The sequence below is a fragment of the Streptomyces sp. NPDC046977 genome (genome assembly GCF_040644455.1).
Taxonomy (GTDB): Bacteria; Actinomycetota; Actinomycetes; order Streptomycetales; family Streptomycetaceae; genus Actinacidiphila.
This window is the reverse complement of the sequence record NZ_JBEYWO010000011.1, coordinates 126221-146541: the sequence shown is the minus strand read 5'-3', so window position 1 is coordinate 146541 and position 20321 is coordinate 126221. Positions and strand designations below refer to the sequence as shown.

General features: G+C 72.2%; 18 protein-coding genes and 2 tRNA genes. 12 read left to right on the top strand and 8 right to left on the bottom strand.

The annotated features are described in order from the left end of the window. The first annotated feature begins 9 nt into the window (after window positions 1-9). The 3 genes from ABZ883_RS18965 (at window position 10) to ABZ883_RS18955 (ending at window position 3128) form a co-directional block, all read left to right on the top strand. Window positions 10-1113, top strand: a complete 1104-nt coding sequence (locus ABZ883_RS18965) for an SDR family oxidoreductase (protein WP_360907248.1) — start codon at window positions 10-12, stop codon at window positions 1111-1113. An 88-nt stretch (window positions 1114-1201) separates the two neighbouring features. Next, window positions 1202-1651, top strand: a complete 450-nt coding sequence (locus ABZ883_RS18960; RefSeq protein WP_360907246.1) for a molybdenum cofactor biosynthesis protein MoaE — start codon at window positions 1202-1204, stop codon at window positions 1649-1651. A 409-nt stretch (window positions 1652-2060) separates the two neighbouring features. Continuing rightward, a complete protein-coding gene (locus tag ABZ883_RS18955) occupies window positions 2061-3128 on the top strand; it encodes a PDZ domain-containing protein (RefSeq protein ID WP_360907244.1) in 1068 nt (355 codons plus the stop codon). Between the two features lie 42 nt (window positions 3129-3170). On the opposite strand, the gene ABZ883_RS18950 is transcribed toward ABZ883_RS18955, so the two are convergent. Beyond that, window positions 3171-3725, bottom strand: coding sequence for a PPA1309 family protein (locus tag ABZ883_RS18950; RefSeq protein ID WP_360907242.1), 555 nt, complete (start codon window positions 3723-3725; stop codon window positions 3171-3173). A gap of 145 nt (window positions 3726-3870) precedes the next feature. On the opposite strand from ABZ883_RS18950, the gene ABZ883_RS18945 reads away from it, so the two are divergent. From ABZ883_RS18945 to ABZ883_RS18925, 5 genes are all read left to right on the top strand, one after another. Then, window positions 3871-6798 carry a UPF0182 family protein gene (locus tag ABZ883_RS18945; RefSeq protein WP_360907440.1) on the top strand — a complete coding sequence of 976 codons (2928 nt, stop codon included), beginning with the start codon at window positions 3871-3873 and terminating at the stop codon, window positions 6796-6798. A 41-nt stretch (window positions 6799-6839) separates the two neighbouring features. Next, window positions 6840-6913 (top strand) — tRNA-Met (locus ABZ883_RS18940). A gap of 339 nt (window positions 6914-7252) precedes the next feature. Continuing rightward, the gene (locus ABZ883_RS18935; protein ID WP_360907438.1) at window positions 7253-8977 is read left to right on the top strand and encodes a tetratricopeptide repeat protein; all 1725 of its coding nucleotides are present in this window, start codon (window positions 7253-7255) and stop codon (window positions 8975-8977) included. 440 nt (window positions 8978-9417) lie between these two features. Beyond that, window positions 9418-9491, top strand: a tRNA-Met gene (locus tag ABZ883_RS18930). Between the two features lie 120 nt (window positions 9492-9611). Continuing rightward, entirely contained in the window at window positions 9612-10964 is a 1353-nt protein-coding gene (locus ABZ883_RS18925; RefSeq protein WP_360907240.1) for a hypothetical protein, read from the top strand. Here the strand turns inward: ABZ883_RS18925 and ABZ883_RS18920 are convergent. Then, the gene (locus tag ABZ883_RS18920) at window positions 10934-11344 is read right to left on the bottom strand and encodes a Fur family transcriptional regulator (protein ID WP_360907238.1); all 411 of its coding nucleotides are present in this window, start codon (window positions 11342-11344) and stop codon (window positions 10934-10936) included. The two genes, ABZ883_RS18925 and ABZ883_RS18920, sit on opposite strands and share 31 nt — an antisense overlap. Before the next feature lie 155 nt (window positions 11345-11499). Between ABZ883_RS18920 and ABZ883_RS18915 the strand changes: the two genes are divergently transcribed. Then, complete coding sequence (locus ABZ883_RS18915; protein WP_360907236.1) at window positions 11500-12960, top strand: catalase; 1461 nt, start codon at window positions 11500-11502, stop codon at window positions 12958-12960. An 80-nt stretch (window positions 12961-13040) separates the two neighbouring features. Here ABZ883_RS18915 and ABZ883_RS18910 read toward each other — a convergent pair whose 3' ends face one another. Continuing rightward, entirely contained in the window at window positions 13041-13439 is a 399-nt protein-coding gene (locus tag ABZ883_RS18910; protein WP_360907234.1) for a CBS domain-containing protein, read from the bottom strand. A gap of 156 nt (window positions 13440-13595) precedes the next feature. Then, window positions 13596-14393 carry a histidinol-phosphatase gene (gene hisN / locus ABZ883_RS18905; RefSeq protein WP_360907232.1) on the bottom strand — a complete coding sequence of 266 codons (798 nt, stop codon included), beginning with the start codon at window positions 14391-14393 and terminating at the stop codon, window positions 13596-13598. A 122-nt stretch (window positions 14394-14515) separates the two neighbouring features. Here hisN and ABZ883_RS18900 point away from each other — a divergent pair, with 122 nt between their 5' ends. Further along, window positions 14516-15154: a TetR family transcriptional regulator gene (locus ABZ883_RS18900; protein ID WP_360907230.1), complete on the top strand. Its 639-nt coding sequence runs from the start codon at window positions 14516-14518 to the stop codon at window positions 15152-15154. Window positions 15155-15169: 15 nt separating this feature from the next. Here the strand turns inward: ABZ883_RS18900 and ABZ883_RS18895 are convergent, their stop codons facing one another. The 4 genes from ABZ883_RS18895 to ABZ883_RS18880 form a co-directional block, all read right to left on the bottom strand. Beyond that, entirely contained in the window at window positions 15170-15493 is a 324-nt protein-coding gene (locus ABZ883_RS18895) for a multidrug efflux SMR transporter (RefSeq protein ID WP_360907228.1), read from the bottom strand. 65 nt (window positions 15494-15558) lie between these two features. Beyond that, complete coding sequence (gene rsgA, locus ABZ883_RS18890; protein ID WP_360907226.1) at window positions 15559-16560, bottom strand: ribosome small subunit-dependent GTPase A; 1002 nt, start codon at window positions 16558-16560, stop codon at window positions 15559-15561. A 4-nt stretch (window positions 16561-16564) separates the two neighbouring features. Beyond that, the gene (gene aroA / locus ABZ883_RS18885) at window positions 16565-17911 is read right to left on the bottom strand and encodes a 3-phosphoshikimate 1-carboxyvinyltransferase (protein ID WP_360907224.1); all 1347 of its coding nucleotides are present in this window, start codon (window positions 17909-17911) and stop codon (window positions 16565-16567) included. A 98-nt stretch (window positions 17912-18009) separates the two neighbouring features. Then, window positions 18010-18705 (bottom strand): M50 family metallopeptidase, encoded by a 696-nt coding sequence (locus ABZ883_RS18880; RefSeq protein ID WP_360907222.1) that lies wholly within the window; start codon window positions 18703-18705, stop codon window positions 18010-18012. A 54-nt stretch (window positions 18706-18759) separates the two neighbouring features. Between ABZ883_RS18880 and ABZ883_RS18875 the strand changes: the two genes are divergently transcribed. Both ABZ883_RS18875 and ABZ883_RS18870 read left to right on the top strand, forming a co-directional pair. Continuing rightward, complete coding sequence (locus ABZ883_RS18875; RefSeq protein WP_360907219.1) at window positions 18760-19575, top strand: SOS response-associated peptidase; 816 nt, start codon at window positions 18760-18762, stop codon at window positions 19573-19575. A gap of 64 nt (window positions 19576-19639) precedes the next feature. After that, entirely contained in the window at window positions 19640-20284 is a 645-nt protein-coding gene (locus tag ABZ883_RS18870; protein WP_360907436.1) for an alpha/beta family hydrolase, read from the top strand. Window positions 20285-20321 lie beyond the last annotated feature (37 nt).

Sequence of the window (20321 nt, the reverse complement as noted above, 5' to 3'; positions counted from 1 at the left end):
AGACACCTGGTGAGTTCCCCAGAACCGACCGTTCGCCCAGAGCGGAGCGGCGGCAGGGCCGCCGCCGGCCCGGTGGTCGCCGTGACCGGCGCCGCATCCGGCGTCGGGCTGCGGCTGGCGCTGCGGCTGGCCGAGTCCGACGAGGTCAAGAAGGTGGTGGCGATCGACGAACGGCGCGGCGACGTGCCCGGCGCGCAATGGCGCGTGCTGGACGTGCGCGACCCGGCGATCGCCGAGCGGCTGCGCGGCGTGGACGTCGTCGTCCATCTCGCGCTCGACCTCGACCTGGAGTCCGACCCCAAGGCGCGCAGCGCCTTCAATGTGCGCGGTACGCAGACCGTGCTCACGGCCGCGGCCGCGGCGGGAGTGCGGCGGGTGGTGCTGTGCACCTCGGCGATGGTCTACGGCGCGCAGCCGGACAACGACGTGCCGCTCGCGGAGGACGCGCCGCTGCGCGCCACCGCGGAGGCGTCCTTCGTGGGCGACCTGCTGGAGATCGAGCGGCTGGGCAGGCGGGCGCCGCGTGCCCACCCCGGGCTCCATGTGACGGTCGTGCGCCCGACGGTCCTCGTGGGCGGCACGGACACCGCGCTCACCCGCTACTTCGAGTCGCCGCGGCTGCTGGTGGTGGCGGGCAGCCGGCCGTGCTGGCAGTTCTGCCACGTCGACGACCTGGTGACGGCGCTGGAGCACGCGGCGCTGGAGAAGGTCGACGGCGAGATGGCGGTGGGCTGCGACGGCTGGCTGGAGCAGGAGGAGGTCGAGGAGCTCTCCGGAATCCGGCGCATGGAGCTGCCGCCGGCCATAGCGCTGGGCGCGGCCTCGCGGCTGCACCGGCTCGGCCTGACCCCGTCGCCGGCCGGGGACCTGGCCTTCACGATGCACCCCTGGGTCGTCAGCGGCAGCAGGCTGCACGAGTCGGGCTGGCGGCCGCAGTGGACGAACGAGGAGGTGCTCGCCGTTCTCCTGGAGGAGGTGGCGGGCCGCAACTCCGTCGTCGGACGGCGGCTGGGGCGCAAGGACGCCGCCACCCTGGGCGCGGCCGGCGCCACGGTCGCGCTGGTCGGCACCGCGGCCATGGTGCGGCGGGCGCGCAAGCGCCGGGGGGTGTGAGGGCCGCGCCTGGCGGGGAGGGTGCGGCGAGAAACGGTGTGGTGGAAAACAGTTTCCGCATAGTGGTAGATGAGGGAGCATGAGTCCCATGGCACAGACGCACGAGGAACCCATCAGGCTCATCGCCGTCCGCGACACCGAGCTGTCCGTGGACGAGGTCTTCCGTGCGGTGGGGCACGCCTCCGCCGGGGGCACCGCCCTGTTCGTCGGCACCGTGCGCGACCACGACGGCCCTACGGGCGCCGAGGTCACGGCCCTGGGCTACTCCGCCCACCCCGGGGCCGAGGCGGAGCTGCGACGGGTCGCGGAGAAGGTGGCCGCCGACTTCCCCGTCCGTGCGCTGGCCGCCGTCCACCGGGTCGGCGACCTGCGGGTCGGGGATCTGGCGGTCGTGGTGGCCGTCGCCTGCCCGCACCGGGCGGAAGCCTTCGCGGCGTGCCGGCGGCTGATCGACGACCTCAAGCGCGAGGTGCCGATCTGGAAGCACCAGGAGTTCGCCGACGGCACCGAGGAATGGGTGGGTTCCTGCGCGCACTGAGCACGGGAACGGGCCCTTCCGGTGCTGTCGCGGGGGCGGCCCGGCCTCCTCCAGTCGAACTGGTGTTCATCGACTGTCGGACGATCTGCCTGCGGTTGCGTAACCCTGGACCCGCCCGGAACGTTATAGCAGCAAACGATTAGTCTGCTCATACTTTCTTGATCGACTGCGCGATCCTCTCGCGCACACGGGAGGCCTCAGTGGCGGCGCTCGCATGGTTGCTCATTCCGGTGGTTGCCGCTGTCGCCGCCACTGTCTGGGGAAGCTGGGCGGCGCGTACGCGCGCCACAGGGGACGGCGCCTCCCTCGCCGGCTATGAGCGGTTCCGCGAGGCCATGCAGCGTTCCGAGTCGGGCAGCGTCTGAGGGTCCGCGGAGCGCCTGGCGGTCCCGTACCGTACTGTCGTTCCATGCCACGCCGCACCGCGACGCTGCTCGCGTCGACCCTGACGCTGATAGCACTGCTCTGTGTGGGGCTGCTGATGCGCGTCCCGTACGCGGAGATGTCGCCGGGGCCGACCGTCAACACGCTCGGCGAGCACGACGGCGCCCCGGTGCTGCAGATCTCGGGGCACCGGACGTATCCCGCCGGCGGTCACCTGAACATGACCACCGTGCGGGTGACGAGTGCGGACTACTCCATGAACCTGGTCGAGGCGGTGGCCGGGTGGCTGGCGCACGACCAGAAGGTCGTCGAGCACGACACGCTCTACCCGCAGGGCCAGACCGCGGAGCAGGCCGACCAGGAGAACGCCGAGGAGTTCACCCAGTCCCAGGACAGCGCCAAGGTCGCCGCCCTGAAGGAGCTGGGGATCCCGGTCGGCTCCCAGGTGATCGTCTCCACCGTGGTGAAGGACGCCCCTTCGGAGGGCAAGCTGCACGCCGGTGAGGTGATCAAGGCGGTGGACGGCACCCCGGTCAAGGCGGCGGGCGACGTCGCCACGCTCGTCACCAAGCACCAGCCGGGCCAGAAGGTGGTCTTCACCGTCGTCCCCAAGGGGGCCAAGGGCGACGCCACCAAGGACGTCACCATCACCACGGGCACCTCGGACGACGACGGCAAGCGGCGGGCGATCGTCGGCATCCAGGCCGGCGTCGGGCACACGCTCCCGTTCACGATCGACATCAAGCTCGCGGACGTCGGCGGCCCGAGCGCCGGCCTGATGTTCGCCCTCGGCATCGTGGACAAGCTCACCCCCGGTGACCTCACCGGCGGCAAGTTCGTCGCGGGCACCGGCACGATCGACGACGACGGCAAGGTCGGCCCGATCGGCGGCATAGACATGAAGACCATCGGCGCGCGCTCGAAGGGCGCCGAGTACTTCCTCACCCCCGCCGACAACTGCGCGGAGGCCGCCCAGGACACCCCGAGCGGCCTCACCCTGGTGAAGGTCGGGACCATCGGCGACGCCATGGACGCCCTCAAGGACATCCGCGCGGGGAAGACCGCCGACCTGCCGAGCTGCTCGGCCAGTTGAGCCGGTCCGGGCGGGGGGCGGCGTGGGCCTCCCCCCGCGCCGTCACTCCTCGAAGGTCGCCGACAGCGCCTCAGCCAGTCCCGGCACCAGGGCGGCGCCCGTCAGCACCTCGGTCGCCGAGTCCTTGGAGCGCAGCCGCACGGCCGACTCCCTGGTGCCGTCGCGCAGCACGGCCACCGTCATCCGCACCTCCTGGCGCTCGGGGTGCGCGGCCACCCACTCGCCCAGCGCGGCCTCGTCCAGGTCCTCCGGGATGGCCTGCTCGGCGGACGGCGGCAGCATCAGCCGCTCCACGGTCAGGGCGCAGCCGCTGACCACCTCGGGCCAGGCGATCGTGGCCAGGAACTCGTCGAGCGGCGTGCCGGCCGGCAGCTCGTCCTGCTCGATCGGGGTCAGCGCCCCCGCGGTCTGCTCCGCGAGGCCGAGTTCGTCGGCGAGCCCCGGCTCCTGTACACGGAGCCGGTCCGTGTCGACCAGCGCGAAGAGCCGGGCGGGCTGGTCCCAGCCCAGACCCGACGCGTAGTCGTCGATCTCCAGCACGGCCTGGGTCAGCGGGTTCGCGGCGAGCGGGGCGCCGCCGGACTCAATATTGGACATGCTCAACATCCTGCCTGTTCTGTGACCCGCATCCCCAATCGAGCACCTTGGGGAACTGTGTAAACCGTGAGTAAGTTGCATCAGTGGGCGCCGGCCGGGCGTCCGCCGGAGACCGACTCTTGAGGTGCGCACCTTGGTATTCCAGATGCCGGACCGTGGCGGGAGTCCGCGCGGGCCGCGGATCAGAGCGGGGCGCCCGTCGCGGCGAGCCCGGACACTGCTCATGACGCTGGGGGTCCTGGCCGTGCTGGCCATGGCCTTCGTCATGTTCGCCGGCTTCTGGACCGACTGGCTCTGGTACCGATCCGTCCACTACTCCTCGGTGTTCACCACGACACTGTGGACCAAGATCGGGCTGTTCTTCGTCTTCGGCCTGCTGATGGCGGTGGCCGTCGGCATCAACGTCTACCTGGCGCACCGGTTGCGGCCGCCGCTCAGCGCGATGTCGCTGGAGCAGCAGAGCCTCGACCGCTACCGGATGGGCATCGCGCCCTACAAGAAGTGGGTGCTGCTGGCGGTCTGCGCCCTGGTGGGCCTGATCGCGGGAGCGTCCGCGTCCAGTCAGTGGCGTACCTGGCTGCTGTGGACGAACGCCACCCCGTTCGGCACCAAGGACCCGCAGTTCGGTGTCGACGTCTCCTTCTACGCCTTCGACCTGCCCTGGTACCGCTTCCTGCTGAGCTTCGGCTTCGCCGCGGTCGTGCTCTCGCTGCTGGCGTCCGCCCTGGTGCACTACCTGTACGGGGGGCTGCGCATCACCTCCCCGGGCGGCCGCGCCACCGCCGCGGCGACCGGCCACCTGTCGGTGCTGCTGGGCCTGTTCGTGACCCTCAAGGCGGTCGCCTACTGGCTCGACCGGTACTCGCTGGCGGTCAAGTCCGGCAACCTCAAGTCCGGGGACTGGACCGGGCTGCGCTATGTGGACGCCAACGCCTATCTGCCGGCCAAGACGATCCTCTTCGCGATCGCCATCATCTGCGCCCTGCTGTTCTTCGCCACCTTGTGGCGGCGCACGTGGTCGCTGCCGCTGATCGGCTTCGGCCTCATGGTGCTGTCGGCGATCCTGATCGGCGGGCTGTACCCGGCGATCGTGCAGAAGTTCCAGGTGCAGCCGAACGAGGCCGCCAAGGAGCAGCCGTACATCCAGAAGAACATCGACGCCACACGCCAGGCGTACGACATCGCGGGCACCAAGGTGTCCGACTACGTGGGCACCAATCCGGCCAAGGACGAGAACCGGGCACAACTGCGCGCGGACGCCGACACCACCGCGTCCATCCGGCTGCTGGACCCCAATGTCGTCTCCCCGACGTTCCAGCAGTTGCAGAAGGCGAACGGCTACTACTCGTTCCCCTCCACGCTCGACGTCGACCGCTACAAGGCGGACGGCAAGGAGCAGGACACCGTGGTCGGCCTGCGCGAGCTCAACCTGGCGGGCGTCCCGCAGCACAGCTGGATCAACGACCACTTCAAGTACACGCACGGCTACGGCCTGGTCGCCGCCAAGGGCACCACCGCGACCGAGGGCGACGAGACCACGCGCGGCGAGCCGGTCTTCACCGAGTCCGAACTGCCGACCACCGGTGAACTCGGAGAGTACGAACAGCGGATCTACTACGGCGAGAAGACCAAGCAGTGGTCCATCGTCGGCGACAAGTCCACGCCGGAGATCGACTACAACACCACCGACGACGGCGAGAAGTCGTACACCTACACCGGCAAGAGCGGCGTCGGCCTCAAGAGCCCGCTGACCCGGGCCGCGTACGCGGTGGCCTTCGGGGATCCGCAGATCTTCTACTCCGGCGCGGTCGGCGACGACTCGCGCATCCTGTACAACCGCACGCCCAAGGAGCGGGTCGAGGCGGTCGCGCCCTGGCTGACCATCGACGGCGACTCCTACCCGGCGGTCGTCGACCACCGGGTGGTGTGGATCGTCGACGCCTACACGACGAGCAACGGCTACCCGTACTCGTCGCGGACGACGCTCGGCGACACCACGGCGGACTCGCTGACCGACGGGCAGCGCGCGGTCCTGGCGCAGCAGAACCAGGTCAACTACATCCGCAACTCGGTCAAGGCGACCGTGGACGCCTTCTCCGGTGACGTCACGCTCTACGAGTGGGACGACAAGGACCCGGTGCTGAAGACCTGGATGAAGGCGTTCCCGCGCACGGTGCAGCCGAAGAGCGCGATCAGCGCCGACCTGATGGCGCATCTGCGCTACCCGCAGGACCTGTTCAAGGTGCAGCGCCAGTTGCTGACGCGCTACCACGTCACCAAGGCGTCGACCTTCTACAGCGGCAGCGAGGTGTGGCAGGTCCCCAACGACCCCGCGACGAAGACGGGCAAGGCGGTGCCGCCGTACTACCTGAGCCTTCGCATGCCGGACCAGAAGGCCCAGACGTTCTCCTTGACGACGACCTACACCCTCAACCGGCGTGACAACCTCGGTGCCTTCATGGCGGTCGACGCCGATGCCAGCAGCCAGGACTACGGCACGATCCGGTTGCTGAGGCTGTCGAACACCAAGGTGTACGGCCCGCAGCAGGTGCAGAGCCAGTTCAACTCCGATCCCGACGTGGCGGAGAAGATCAAGCTGCTGAGCGGCGGCGGCGGTTCCACCGTCGAGTACGGAAATCTGCTCACCATCCCGCTCGACGGCGGCCTGCTCTATGTGGAGCCGGTCTACCTGCGCGGCGCCGACTTCGACTACCCGCTGCTGAAGAAGGTGCTGGTCTGGTACGGCGGAAAGGTGGAGTTCGAGGACACCCTCGGTGAGGCGCTGAACGCCGTGTTCGGGACGGCGGAGGGCGGGACGACGCCGCCACCGGAGACCGGCGGCGGCACCGGTACCCAGCCGCCCCCGGCCAACGCGACGGTGGCCCAGGCCCTGGCGGACGCCCAAGCGGCGTACGACGCGAGCCAGAAGGCGCTGAAGGCGGGCGACTGGGCGGCGTACGGCCAGGCCCAGAAGGATCTGGCGGCAGCGCTGCAACGGGCGCAGGAGGCCGAGAAGCAGGCCGGCAAGCAACCCGGGAAGCCGACGGGTGAACAGCCGGAGAAAAGGGGCTGAGCAGGCACTCCCCGCGTCGTGGTACGGTTGGGACACAACGACGCGGGGTGGAGCAGCTCGGTAGCTCGCTGGGCTCATAACCCAGAGGTCGCAGGTTCAAATCCTGTCCCCGCTACTGTTCGAGAGGGTCCGGAGTCAACTAGGCTCCGGGCCCTTTCACTTGTACGGGGGAACTGCGCGCGCAGAGGTTTCGTCGAGGCTGATGTCGGGAAGTCGACAAAACGCTGAAGTGACCTCCTGGGACGGTCTCAACCCCGCAGGGTTGTTGCATACCAGGTGTACTGCGGGTACGGGTGGTGCGACGATGGACCTCATGGGGGATGGTGCAAGGCTGCTGAAAACTCGTCGGATTCCTGACAGTGGGTCCGCGGGCGGGACGACCCTGCCCGCGTCCGTTCCCGCGCGGACGGGCGCCCTCGCGCCGACCGTCGCGGAACTGCTGCCGGGCCCGCGCATGGGCGCCGACGAGGAGGAGCGGCTCATCGAGTCCGAACTGCCGGACGAGGAGAGCCTGGAGGCCCGCGAGGAGGCCGAACTCGAGGCGCGCCACCGGCGGGCCGCCGAGCACGGCGACATCGCCGCAGCGAGCGTCCTCGGCACCCTGCTGCTGCGCCGTGGCGACCTGGAGGGGGCCGAGCCGTACCTGCGCGCGGCCGCCGCCGGGGGAGAACGGCCGGCCGCCAACAACCTCGGGCTGCTGCTGCACCAGCGCGGCCATGCCGAGGAGGCGGCGGGCTGGTGGCGCATCGCCGCCGTGGCGGGCTCCGCCGCGGCCGCGCACGCGCTCGGCCGGCACTTCCGCGAGCGCGGCGACGAGCCGGGCGCCGAGTACTGGCTGCGGCAGGCCGCCGAGTCCGGGCACACCCTGGGCGCGTACGCGCTCGCCGACCTGCTCGACCACCGGCGCGACGTCGGCGCCGAGCGCTGGTTCCACGCCGCCGCCGAGCACGGGCACCGCGAGGCGGCGTACCGGCTGGCCCGCATCTGCGCCGAGCGCGGCGAGGAGCGCGAGGCCGAGCAGTGGTACCGGCAGGCCGCGGCCCGCCGGCACCGGCGCGCCGCGCTGCGCCTCGGCACGCTGCTGGAGGAGCGCGGCGAGTACGAGGAGGCCAAGCGCTGGTACCTCACCGCCGCCCGCGACGGCGAGCCCCGGGCCGCCTGCGCGCTCGGCTTCCTGCTGCGCGACGCCGGCGACGTCGACGGCGCCGCCACCTGGTGGCGGCGGGCCGCCAACGCCGGTGACGGCAACGCCGCGAACGCGCTCGGCGCCCTGCACGCGCAGGAGGGCGAGACCCAGACCGCCGAGCGGTGGTACCGGGCCGCGCTGGAGTCCGGCGACGTCAACGGCGCCTTCAACCTCGGCCTGCTCTGCGCCGGCCAGGGACGTACCGCCCAGGCCGAGCAGTGGTACCGCAAGGCGGCCTACACCGGCCACCGCGAGGCGGCCAACGCGCTCGCCGTGCTGCTGCTGCAGCGCGGGGACGCGGCGGGCGCCGAGCCGTGGTTCTCCAAGGCCGCGGAGGCCGGCAGCGTCGACGCCGCGTTCAACCTCGGCATCCTGTACGCCGGCCGCGGCGACGACCGCACCGCGCGGCGCTGGTACGAGCGGGCGGCCGCCAGCGGCCACAGCGAGGCCGCGCTCCAGGTCGCGATCGCCCTCCAGAAGGACGGGGACCCGCACGGCGCCGAGCGGCACCTGAGGTGCGCCGCGGGCGGCGGCAGCCCCGAAGGCGCCTTCCGGCTGGGCGCGTTGCTCGACGCGCAGGGCACGGAGGACGCGGCCGCCGAGGCGGAGGAGTGGTACGCCCGCGCCGCCGGCCAGGGGCACCGGCGTGCCCAGGTCCGGCTCGGCATGTGCGCCGCCCGGCGGGGGGACGTCGTGGACGCCGCCCACTGGTACCGCGAGGCGGCCGAAGGGGGCAGCCGCAACGGGGCCTTCAACCTCGGGCTCCTCCTCGCACGCGAGGGCGCGGAGCCGGAGGCGGCGATGTGGTGGACCCGGGCCGCCGACGCGGGGCACGGGCGTGCGGCGCTGCGGCTGGCGCTGCTGGCCGCCCGGCACGGGCAGCTCGCGGACGCGCGGGCGTGGTGCGCGCGGGCGGTGGAGTGCGGGCCCGTGGAGGTGGCGGAGCGGGCGGCGCGGCTCACGGATGCGCTGGAGCACGAGATGTCGGCGTGAGGGGCGCTGCGCTGCGCTGTACCGGGTTTTTCACCTGCCCTCCCGCCCTCCCCCAACCTTCGGCCGGGGGTGCCCCCAGCCCTGTGAAGTCACGCACCCCGACGCGAGTCGTTGGGGGGCCGGGTGCGGGGCCTCCGGGGCTGCCATTCTGGACAGCACATTTAGGTGCCTCAGGCGCTTGCCGTTGAGTGCCCCGGGTTGTGCACCCAAATGTGCTCCACAGTCCAGAACACCACCCTCCCCCAGCTACCGCTGGGAGGTGCCCCCACCTCCCCCGCCCCCTCCGTGAGCTCTCGCGCCTGATCCCCGGTGGGTGGATGAGACGGCACCGTGCTCGGGCAGCCATAGGCGCAGCGCCGACATACGGCCCGAGGTGTAGGCCCCGGCCGGAATGGATTTGCGCTGCTCAGGGGCGGGGGGTTACTCTAAGGGCACAACGACGCGGGGTGGAGCAGCTCGGTAGCTCGCTGGGCTCATAACCCAGAGGTCGCAGGTTCAAATCCTGTCCCCGCTACTGATGAGAAGGCCCGGAAGCCATTGGCTTCCGGGCCTTCTTGTATGCGGTGGGTACAGCGCAGGCATGGATCGGGCAAAAGCGTGCGAACCTTTCGCCGCCGGTCCGGGGTGCCGGAGGATGCTGGAGGCGTGGCGAGGGCGGCGGCGCGAGGAGGCGGGGTTGCTGCGCAGGCGGCGTAAGCGGCGGCCGGCGGAACTCAGGGACGTGACGCGGTGGGGGCGGCTGTGCGCGGCCGGTGCGGTGGCCGAGTTGCTGGTGGAGCTGCGCGCGGCGGCGGGGGCCGGTGAGGGTGCCGCGTACGACCGGGAGGCGGCGCTGAAGGCGCTGGGGGAGGCGGAGCCCGGGCTGTGGCTGTCGCTGGACCGTGCCGCGCGGGCGGTGGAGGGGCAGTGGTCGCCGGCGGCGGGGGAGCCCGATTCGCTGCGGCTGCTGCTGGCCTCGATGGACCGGGACGGCCGTACACGGCAGGCCGCCGTGGAGGGCCTGGCGCACATGGGCGGTCCGCTGGTGGCCACCGCCCTGGCGCTGCGGGCCGCGGACTGGGTGGATCCGGTGCGGGAGCGGGCTGTGGGGGCGCTGGCACTGCGGTCCGCGCCGGACGAGGCCGCGGCGGCGGTGCGGATCCTGCTCAGGCTGCGGGGCAGGCGCCGGGCGGCGGGGGCGCTGGAGGCGTACCGGGAGGTGCTCGCGGCGCCCGAGGCACGGCGGGCCGTGCGGGCGCTGGCGGCCGACGCGGAACCGGCGACCCGGCGGTTCGGGGTGGAACTGGCTTTGGAGCTGGGGGAGTTCGTCCGGGGCGATCTGGTCCGTACCGCGCTGCGCGATCCGGACCAGGTGTGCCGGCGGCTGTGTGCGCAGCGGCTGCTGGAGCTCGACCCGGACCAGGCGGGGCGGCTGCTGTGGGCCCGGTCCGCCGCGGTGCGTGAGCTGGCGGTGGCGGCGCTGCCGGAGGACGTGCCGGCGGCTCGGCTGACGGCGCCGCTCGCGGACCCGGCGCGGATGGTGCGGGCGCAGGCCAGGTGGCGGCTGTACAGCAGGGGCGAGCCGCCCGCGCTGACGTACCGCAGGCAGCTGGTGCGCTGCGGGCCGCAGAGCCCGCCGCGGCTGGTCGCCGGGCTGGCCCTGGGGCTGGGGGAGTGCGGGGACGGGACGGACGTGCCGCTGCTGCTGCGGCTGGTCCGGGAGGCGCGGATGCCGTGGCCGTCGGTGGTGCGGCGGGCCGCGGTGCGTGCGCTGGGCCGTCTGGCGCCGCGTGAGGGGCTGCTGGGCCTGCTGGGGCCGTTGGCGACGGACGCGGACCCGGGCGTGGCCAGGGAGGCCTTCGAGGCGCTGGCCAGGGTCGCCGGGGAGGTGCCGCCGGAAACGGTGTGGTTCGGCCGGACGCGGCCGGAGCCCGCTGTGCGGAAGGCGGCGGAACGGCTGTGCCGCTCGGCGCGGCGTCAGGCGCAGTCGGGGCACAGGCCCCGGTAGGTCACCTCGACGTCGGAGACGGTGAACCCGAAGCGCTCGCTGTCGGGCAGGTCGGTGAGCGGGTTGCCGGCGGGGTGGACGTCGCGGATGGTGCCGCAGCGGGAGCAGACCAGGTGCTGGTGGGCGTGGTGCGCGTTCGGGTCGTAGCGCTTGGCGCGGCCGTCGGTGGCGACCTCCATGACCTCGCCCAGCGAGACCAGCTCGCCCAGGGTGTTGTAGACCGTCGCCCGGGAGATCTCGGGCAGCCGGGTCGCGGCCAGGGCGTGCACCTCGTCGGCGGTCAGGTGGACGTGCTCGCCGTCGAGGACCTCGGCCACGACACGCCGCTGTGCGGTCATCCGCCAGCCGCGTCCGCGCAGTCGTTCCAGCAGGTCACTCATTCCGTTTCACCTATCCGTGGGATGTCGCCAGCTTAACAGCGGCGGTCCGTGTTCTGAATCCGTATGACTCTGATGCTCTTCTTGACTTAGACCTTGTCTATCGTAGGATCGGTTCCGGCGACAGCCACCGCACAGACGAACGCAGGGAGAAGGACGTGACGGTTCACCAGACCGGCCCGCTGACGACCGAGGCAGGCGCCCCGGTCGCGGACAACCAGAACAGCGAGACCGCGGGGGTCGGCGGACCGGTCCTGATCCAGGACCAGCTGCTGCTGGAGAAGCTCGCCCACTTCAACCGCGAGCGCATCCCGGAGCGCGTGGTGCACGCGCGCGGCGCCGGCGCCTACGGCACCTTCACGGTGACGGCCGACGTGACGCGGTACACCCGTGCCGCGTTCCTGTCCGGGGTGGGCAAGCAGACGGAGACCTTCCTGCGGTTCTCCACCGTCGCCGGCAACCTCGGCGCGGCGGACGCGGTGCGCGACCCGCGCGGCTGGGCGCTGAAGTTCTACACCGAGGAGGGCAATTACGACCTCGTCGGCAACAACACCCCGGTGTTCTTCATCAAGGACGCCATCAAGTTCCCCGACTTCATCCACACCCAGAAGCGCGACCCGTACACCGGCTCCCAGGAGGCGGACAACGTCTGGGACTTCTGGGGGCTGTCGCCCGAGTCGACGCACCAGGTGACCTGGCTGTTCGGCGACCGCGGTATCCCGGCGAGCTACCGCCACATGAACGGCTACGGCTCGCACACCTACCAGTGGACCAATGAGGCGGGCGAGGTCTTCTGGGTCAAGTACCACTTCAAGACCGACCAGGGCATCAGGAACCTGACCGCCGAGGAGGCGGCCGGGGTCGCGGGCGTCGACCCCGACTCGCACCAGCGCGACCTGCGCGAGTCGATCGAGCGCGGCGAGTTCCCGACCTGGACCGTGCAGGTGCAGATCATGCCCGCGGCGGAGGCGGCGGCCTACCGCTTCAACCCGTTCGACCTCACCAAGGTGTGGCCGCACGCGGACTACCCGCCGATCGAGATCGGCAAGCTGGAGCTCAACCGCAACCCGCAGAACATCTTCGCCGAGGTCGAGCAGTCGATCTTCTCCCCGGCGCACTTCGTGCCCGGCATCGGCCCCTCCCCGGACAAGATGCTGCAGGGGCGCCTGTTCGCCTACGGCGACGCCCACCGCTACCGCGTCGGCATCAACGCCGACCACCTGCCGGTGAACCGTCCGCACGCCACCGAGGCGCGCACCAACAGCCGTGACGGGTACGCCTACGACGGCCGGCACGGCGGCGCCAAGAACTACGAGCCCAACAGCTTCGGCGGACCGGCCCAGACGGGTGCCCCGCTCTGGTCGGCCACGGCGGTCACCGGGTGGACCGGCAACCACGAGGCGCCCTCGCACGCCGAGGACAACGACTTCGTCCAGGCGGGCGACCTCTACCGGCTGATGTCGGAGGGTGAGAAGGAGCGTCTGATCGCCAACCTCGCCGGTTTCATCGCCAAGGTGTCGCGCGACGACATCGCCGAGCGGGCGATCGACAACTTCCGCCGGGCCGACGAGGACTACGGCAAGCGGCTGGAGGCCGCGGTCCAGGCCCTGCGCGGCTGACGGGCGCTTGCCGTAACAGACCAGGAGGGGTTCGGGTGCGTCCAGGCGCCCGAACCCCTCCGATCCATCTCCGCGCGCCCTCAGCCCGCCAAGGCGGCGGCCGCGTGCGCGGGGTGCCAGCAGCGCACGATGTCGCGTACGGAGACCATGCCGACCGCGTTGCGGTCCTCCATCACCACCAGGTGACGGAAACCGCCGCGCACCATGGCGGCGGCGGCCTCCTCGAGGGTCCACTGGGGTGCGGCGAAGACGACGTCGGTGGTGGTGTGGGCGGCGGCGGGTTCGTTGTCGGGGCTGAGCCCGGCACCGACGGCGTTGAGGATGTCGCGCTCGGTGAGGATGCCGAGCCCGCAGGTGTCGGGATCGAGGACGACCGCCGCACCCACCTTGCGGGCGGACATCAGTCGGGCGGCCTGGCGGAGGGTGTGAGCCGGGCCGATCGTGAGAACGACCGTGCTCATGGCTTCGCGTACGAGCATGGGATACCCCTTGGCTGCGTCGTGGGCCGTCTTGAGAACTGTTTCACAAATTCACAAGCTCACGCATTCTCATGTTCACATGCGGAACGGCCCGCAGCAAGGGGCGTGCGGAGGGTGATGGGTGGTACACCGGGGGCGGCCCGGGCCGGGTGCGGTTCAGGCGCGGTTGAGGAAACCGAGCATCTGCTCGTGCAGCAGTCCGTTCGAGGCCGCCGCGTTCCCCCCGTAGGGGCCGTCCGTGCCGTCCAGGCTGGTGAAACGACCGCCCGCCTCCCGGACGATGACCTCGTTGGCGGCCATGTCCCACAGGCTCAGCTCGGGTTCCGCGCAGAAGTCCACCGAGCCCTCGGCGACCATCATGTAGGGCCAGAAGTCACCGTACGCACGCGTGCGCCAGCAGGAGCGGGTCAGGTCCAGGAAGCCGTCCAGCCGTCCCTGCTCCTCCCAGCCGCCGAGCGAGGAGTACGCGAACGAGGCGTCCTCCAGCCGGCTCACCCGGGACACCCGCAGCCGCGTGGCGGAGGACAGACTGCGCCCGGTGTACGCGCCACCGCCCTTCACCGCCCACCAGCGGCGGCCCAGCGCCGGGGCGGAGACCACGCCGACCACGCCCTCGTCGCCGTTCTCGCCGCGCACCATGAGCGCGATGAGCGTCGCCCACACCGGCACGCCCCGGACGTAGTTCTTGGTGCCGTCGATCGGGTCGACGATCCAGCGGCGCGGGCCCGTGCCCTCGAAGCCGTACTCCTCGCCGAGGACGGCGTCGCGCGGCCGGGCACGGCCGAGCTGACTGCGGATCAGCTCCTCGGCGCGCTTGTCCGCCTCGCTGACCGGCGTCATGTCGGGCTTGGTCTCGACCTTCAGGTCCAAGGCCTTGAAGCGCTCCATGGTCGCGGCGTCGGCGGCGTCGGCGAGGATGTGCGCGAGGCGCAGGTCGTCGTTGAAGTCCGGCATGGAGCGAACAGTATCGATCGGGGCCTGTCGAGGTCACGCAGGGTGCGCGCGAAGGGTTGACACGAACCGACAGTACGTCAATTCTTTGCCCACGGCCGCTTGACGACGGCGTGGAGGCGATCATGCCGACAGCGCGTGCATCCCTGCTGGACGCGGCTCTGGCCGCGCTGTCCGCCCAGTCGTGGGCGACGATCAGGATGGTGGACATCGCGGCGACCGCCGGAGTGTCGCGGCAGACCCTCTACAACGAGTTCGGCACCAAGGAGGGTCTCGCGCGGGCCCTCGCGCGGCGCGAGGCCGACGAACTCGTGGCGGGTGTCCAGCGCGCCCTGTCCACCGCCGCCCAGCAGGGCGGCGACCCCGGCGACTGCTTCGCCGCGGCCACCGGGCTGCTCCTGCAGCAGGCCCGCCGCAACCCCCTGGTGCGCGCCGTCCTGACGGGGTGCCGCGGGGGCCGCGTCCCGGCCGCCGCCATCACCCGCGTCCCGGTGCCCCGGGCGCCGGGGGCGCGGGCGCGCAAGAGCGACCTTCCACTGACCCCCACCGAGGTGCTGGCGGCACTGCGCGCCGGCGCCGCCGCGGTCATGGAGCGGAGCTTCCCGAAACTGGACTCCGCCGATCTCGCCTGGGCGTGCGAGGCGGCGGTGCGCGTGGGCGTGTCCTACGTCATGGCGCCGCTGACCACGGACGAGGACGCGTGCCTACGCGTGGCCCGGCTGGTGCGAGGGATGCTCGGGCGCGGTTGGGCGGGCGCCGCCTGACCCGGGGAGGCGGGGTCAGTGCGCCGAGCCGGACAACTGGAGCCCGATGGCGCCGAGGACGACGAGCGCGACGGAGATCAGCTTCAGCGTCGACACGACGTCGCCGAGGAAGACCATGCCGTAGATCGCCGTCCCCGCCGCCCCGATGCCCGTCCAGACCGCGTACGCGGCACCGACGTCCAGCTTCTTCAGCGACAGCGTCAGCAGCCCGAAGCTGCCGAGCGCGAAGACGCAGAAGGCGATGGTCGGCCACAGCCGGGTGAACCCGTGGGAGAGCTTGAGGCAGACCGCGAAGCCGGTTTCGAGGAGACCTGCGACCACCACGAGGAGCCAGGCCATCGAACGCCCTCCCGTTTCCGTCTGTCGATGAGCGATCATCACACAGCATGCCCGGAAATCGGCCGTCAGTCCCCTTCCTTGCGCTCCCGCGTCGCGAGCAGCCGGCGGAGCGAGAAGAGCCGGGCGGGTTCGGCGTGTCCGTCGGCCACCCAGGCGTCCAGCGCGCAGTCCGGTTCGTCGTGGCTGCAGGCCCGCGGGCAGCCCTCCGTGCCCGGCTCGAGGTCCGGGAAGGCGTGGATGACCCGCGAGGGGTCGATGTGCGCCAGGCCGAAGGACCGCACCCCCGGGGTGTCGATGACCCAGCCGTCCTCGCCCTGCAGCGGCAGCGCCAGGGCCGAGGTGGTGGTGTGGCGGCCGCGGCCAGTGACGGCGTTGACATGGCCGGTGGCGCGCTGACGCTCCACCAGGGCGTTGACCAGTGTGGTCTTCCCGACCCCGCTGTGGCCGACGAAGGCGGTGACCCGGCCCTCCAGGTGCTCGCGCACGGCCGCGGTCGCGCCCTCGTCGAAGTTCTCGCGACTGGTGACCACATAGGGCACGCCGAGCGGCGCGTACGTCTCCAGCAGCGTTTCCGCGGGGGCCAGATCGGACTTGGTGAGCACCAACAGCGGTTCCAGCCCCGCGTCGTAGGCCGCGACCAGGCAGCGGTCGATCAGCCGCGGCCGCGGTTCGGGGTCGGCGAGGGCGGTGACGATGGCGAGCCGGTCGGCGTTGGCGACGACCACGCGCTCGAAGGGATCGGTGTCGTCCGCGGTGCGGCGCAGCACGGAGGAGCGCTCCTCGACCCGCACGATCCGCGCCAGGGTGTCCTTGTCGCCCGACAGGTCGCCGACGATGCCCACCCGGTCGCCCACCACGATGCCCTTGCGGCCGAGTTCACGGGCCTTCATGGCGGTGACGGTGCGGTCGTCGACGAGGCAGGTGATCCGGCCGCGGTCGACGGTGAGGACGAAGCCCTCCTCGGCGTCCTCGTGCTTGGGGCGGAGGGTCGAGCGGGGCCGGTTGCCCTTGGGGTTCGGGCGGGACCGGACGTCGTCCTCGTCGGTGTGCTTGCCGTAGCGCCGCATGTCCTCAGACCCGCACCGGGGACGCGGGGGCGGCGGGTGCGGTGCCCAGCATGTCCGTCCACATGTCGGGGAAGTCCGGGAGCGTCTTGCCGGTGGTGGCGACGTTCTCCACCTGCACGCCGTCCACGGCCAGGCCGAGGACCGCGCCGGCGGTGGCCAGGCGGTGGTCGTCGTAGGTGTGGAACACGCCGCCGTGCAGCGGACGCGGACGGATGCGCAGGCCGTCCTCGGTCTCGGTGACATCGCCGCCGAGGCCGTTGATCTCCTTGGCCAGCGCGGCCAGCCGGTCGGTCTCGTGCAGCCTGAGGTGGCCGACCCCGCGCAGCACCGACTCGGAGTCCGCGAGCGCGGCGACCGCGGCGATGCCCGGGGTGAGCTCGCCGACCTCCGACAGGTCGGCGTCGATCCCGTGCAGCCGGCCGGAGCCGGTCATGACCAGGCCGGCGTCGGTCAGCTCGCAGGAACCACCCATCCGGGTGAACAGCTCGCGCAGCGCGTCGCCCGGCTGCGTGGTGCGCGCCGGCCAGTCGGGGATGACGACCCGTCCGCCGGTGACCAGGGCCGCCGCCAGGAAGGGCTGGGCGTTGGACAGGTCCGGCTCGACGGTGACGTCCACACCGAGCAGCGCGCTCGGGTCGACCCGCCACACGTTGGGCTCGCCCCCGTTCTCCGGGGTGTCGACCTTGGCGCCGGCGTGCCGCAGCATCTCCACCGTCATCCGGATGTGCGGCAGGGACGGCAGGGTCGGTCCGGTGTGGCGGACCTCGACGCCCTGGTTGTAGCGCGGGCCGGACAGCAGCAGGGCGCTGACGAACTGCGAGGAGGAGGACGCGTCGATCGACACCGGGCCGCCGTCCAGCGCCCCGCCGCCCTGCACGGTCATCGGGAGCGCGCCGCGCCCCTCGTCGTCGATACGGGCCCCGAGCACGCGCAGGGCGTCGATCACGCCGTGCAGCGGCCGCTCGTACGCACGGGGGTCGCCGTCGAAGCGCACCGGGCCGTCGGCGAGCGCGGCGACCGGCGGCAGGAAGCGCATCACGGTGCCGGCGTTGCCGACGTCGACGGTCGCGGGGCCGTGCAGCCCGGCGGGGATGACCCGCCACGCCTCGCCGCCGTAGGGGTTGACCACCTCGTCGATCTGGACGCCCATGGCCCGCAGTGCCTCGGCCATCAGCACGGTGTCCCGGCTGCGCAGCGGCCGGCGCAGCCAGCCGGGCTCGGAGGCCAGGGCCGCCAGCACCAGGGCGCGGTTGGTGACCGACTTGGATCCGGGCACGGTGACCGTGGCGTCGACGGGGGCGGACGCGTGCGGGGCGGGCCACAGGGCGGTGTGCGCGGGAGTACCGGTCATGGAAACCAAGCCTAGTGGTTGAACGTGAGGCTGAATCGCGCACAAAGCGGACGAAACCTGACGGAAACAGGGGTCCGCCCGCAAGGGCTACAAGCGGACTACAGCCCCAGCAGCCAGCGCCCGCCCCCGAACAGGGAGAACAGCGCGACCGCGTAGAAGAGCAGCATCCACAGGGCGGCGGGCGTGTGGGTGAGGCGCGCCAACTGGTCCGCGTCCGAGCTCGGCGCCGCTCCGCCGCGCCTCTTCTGCTGGAGCTCCAGCAGCGGGCGCACGCCCCCCAGGAGCAGGAACCACACCACCAGGTACGCGAAGACCGCCTGCACCTGCGGCCCGGTCTGCCACGAGACCAGGAGGAAGAGGCCGCCGGCGACGAAGACCGTCAGCACCCCGTAGGCGTTGCGGATCATGACCAGCATCAGCAGGAGCAGCGCGGTCGCGCTCCAGAGCAGCAGCGTGATGTGCCCGGCCGCCAGCAGCAGCGCGCCGCCGGCCCCGAGGAGCGAGGGCGCGGTGTAGCCGGCCGCCGCGGTCAGGACCATGCCGAGGCCGTGCGGCTTGCCCCGGGAGACGGTCAGCCCCGAGGTGTCCGAGTGCAGCCGGATGCCCTGCAGACGGCGTCCGGACAGCAGCGCGACCAGGCCGTGGCCGCCTTCGTGCGCGATGGTGACGGCGTTGCGCGACAGCCGCCATATGCCGTGCGGGAGGACCGCGGCCAGGGCGAGGGCGGCGGTCGCACCGACCACCCAGACGGAGGGCGCGGGCTGGGTGCCGAAGAGCGAGTCGATGAGCTGCACGGTTCCGCACCCTACGACGGCGGGCTGTGCCCGCGCCGTGGCAATCTGGCACTCATGTGCGGTCGATATGCAGCGAGCCGGCGGCCCGAGGACCTCGTCGACCTCTTCGACGTGCGCAAATGGGACCCCACCGAGGCGCTGGACCCCAATTGGAATGTCGCTCCCACCGACCGCACCTACGCGGTGCTGGAACGCCCCGACAAGGAGACCGGCGAGATCGTCCGGCAACTGCGCGCGCTGCGCTGGGGCCTGGTGCCGAGCTGGGCCAAGTCCCCCGAGTCCGCCGCGAAGATGATCAACGCGCGGGCGGAGACGGTGCACGAGAAGCCCTCCTACCAGCGGCCGTTCGCCTCCCGCCGCTGCCTGCTGCCCGCCGACGGCTACTTCGAGTGGGTCACCGGCAAGGACGAGCGGCAGCTGGAGGAGCAGGGCAGGAAGAAGCGGTCCCGCAAGCAGCCGTACTTCGTCACCCCCGCCGACGGATCGGTCTTCGCGATGGCCGGGCTCTACGAGTTCTGGCGCGACCGCACGCTGCCCGACGAGCACCCCCGCGCCTGGTGGGTCACCTGCGCCGTCATCACCACCGAGGCCGACACCGAGCCCTTCGCCGACGCCGACGCGCGTCCCGGCGGCCCGCGCGCCCTGTCCGACATCCACCCCCGCATGCCGCTGTGGCTCACCCCCGACCGGTGGGACGCCTGGCTGGACCCCGCCCGCACCGATCCCGGCGCGCTGCGCGCCCTGCTGGTCCCGCCGGGCCACGGGCTGCTGCGCGCCCATCCGGTGCGCACGGAGGTCAGCAACGTCCGCAACAACGGGCCCGAACTGGTGGAACCGATCGAGGCGCCGGAGGAGGCAACCCTGTTCTGAGCCGTGCTGAGCTGTCCTGAGCTGTTCCGACCGTCCGCGGTGGCAGACTGCGAAGGTGAACGTGATCTCCGACACGGTCCAGACCGTGCCCACCCCGGTGGGGGACGCCCGCATCACCTGGCACCGGGCGCGCCGGGCCCGCGCCGTCGTCGCGCTGGGTCACGGAGCGGGCGGCGGCATCGAGGCCCGCGACCTGCGCGCGCTGGCGGCCGCGCTGCCGCCGCACGGCTGGACCGTCGCCCTGGTCGAGCAGCCCTGGCGGGTGGCCGGCAAGAAGCTGGCGCCCGCCCCGAAGACGCTCGACGCGGCCTGGACCGCCCTGTGGCCCGCACTGGCCGCGCCGGGCCTGCCCGTCGTCGCCGGGGGCCGCAGCGCCGGGGCACGGGTGGCCTGCCGTACCGCCGACGCGCTGGGCGCGGCCGCGGTGCTGGCGCTCTCCTTCCCGCTCCACCCGCCGGGCAGGCCGGAGAGGTCCCGTGCCGACGAGCTGACCGGCGCGGGCGTTCCCGCCCTGGTCGTCCAGGGCGGCCGGGACGCCTTCGGCAGGCCCGAGGAGTTCCCGCCCGGCCACGAGCCGGTCGAGGTGCCGTACGCCGACCACGGATTCGCCGTGCCGAAGTCCGCGGACCTCGGCCAGGACGAGGCTGTGACGATCCTCACGGACGCCGTGCTGCGCTGGCTGGGGGAGCTTCCGCGGCTTCGGGAATGAGCCGCGACCGGGCCGTGTTGTGCCAGGCGTCCGGAGA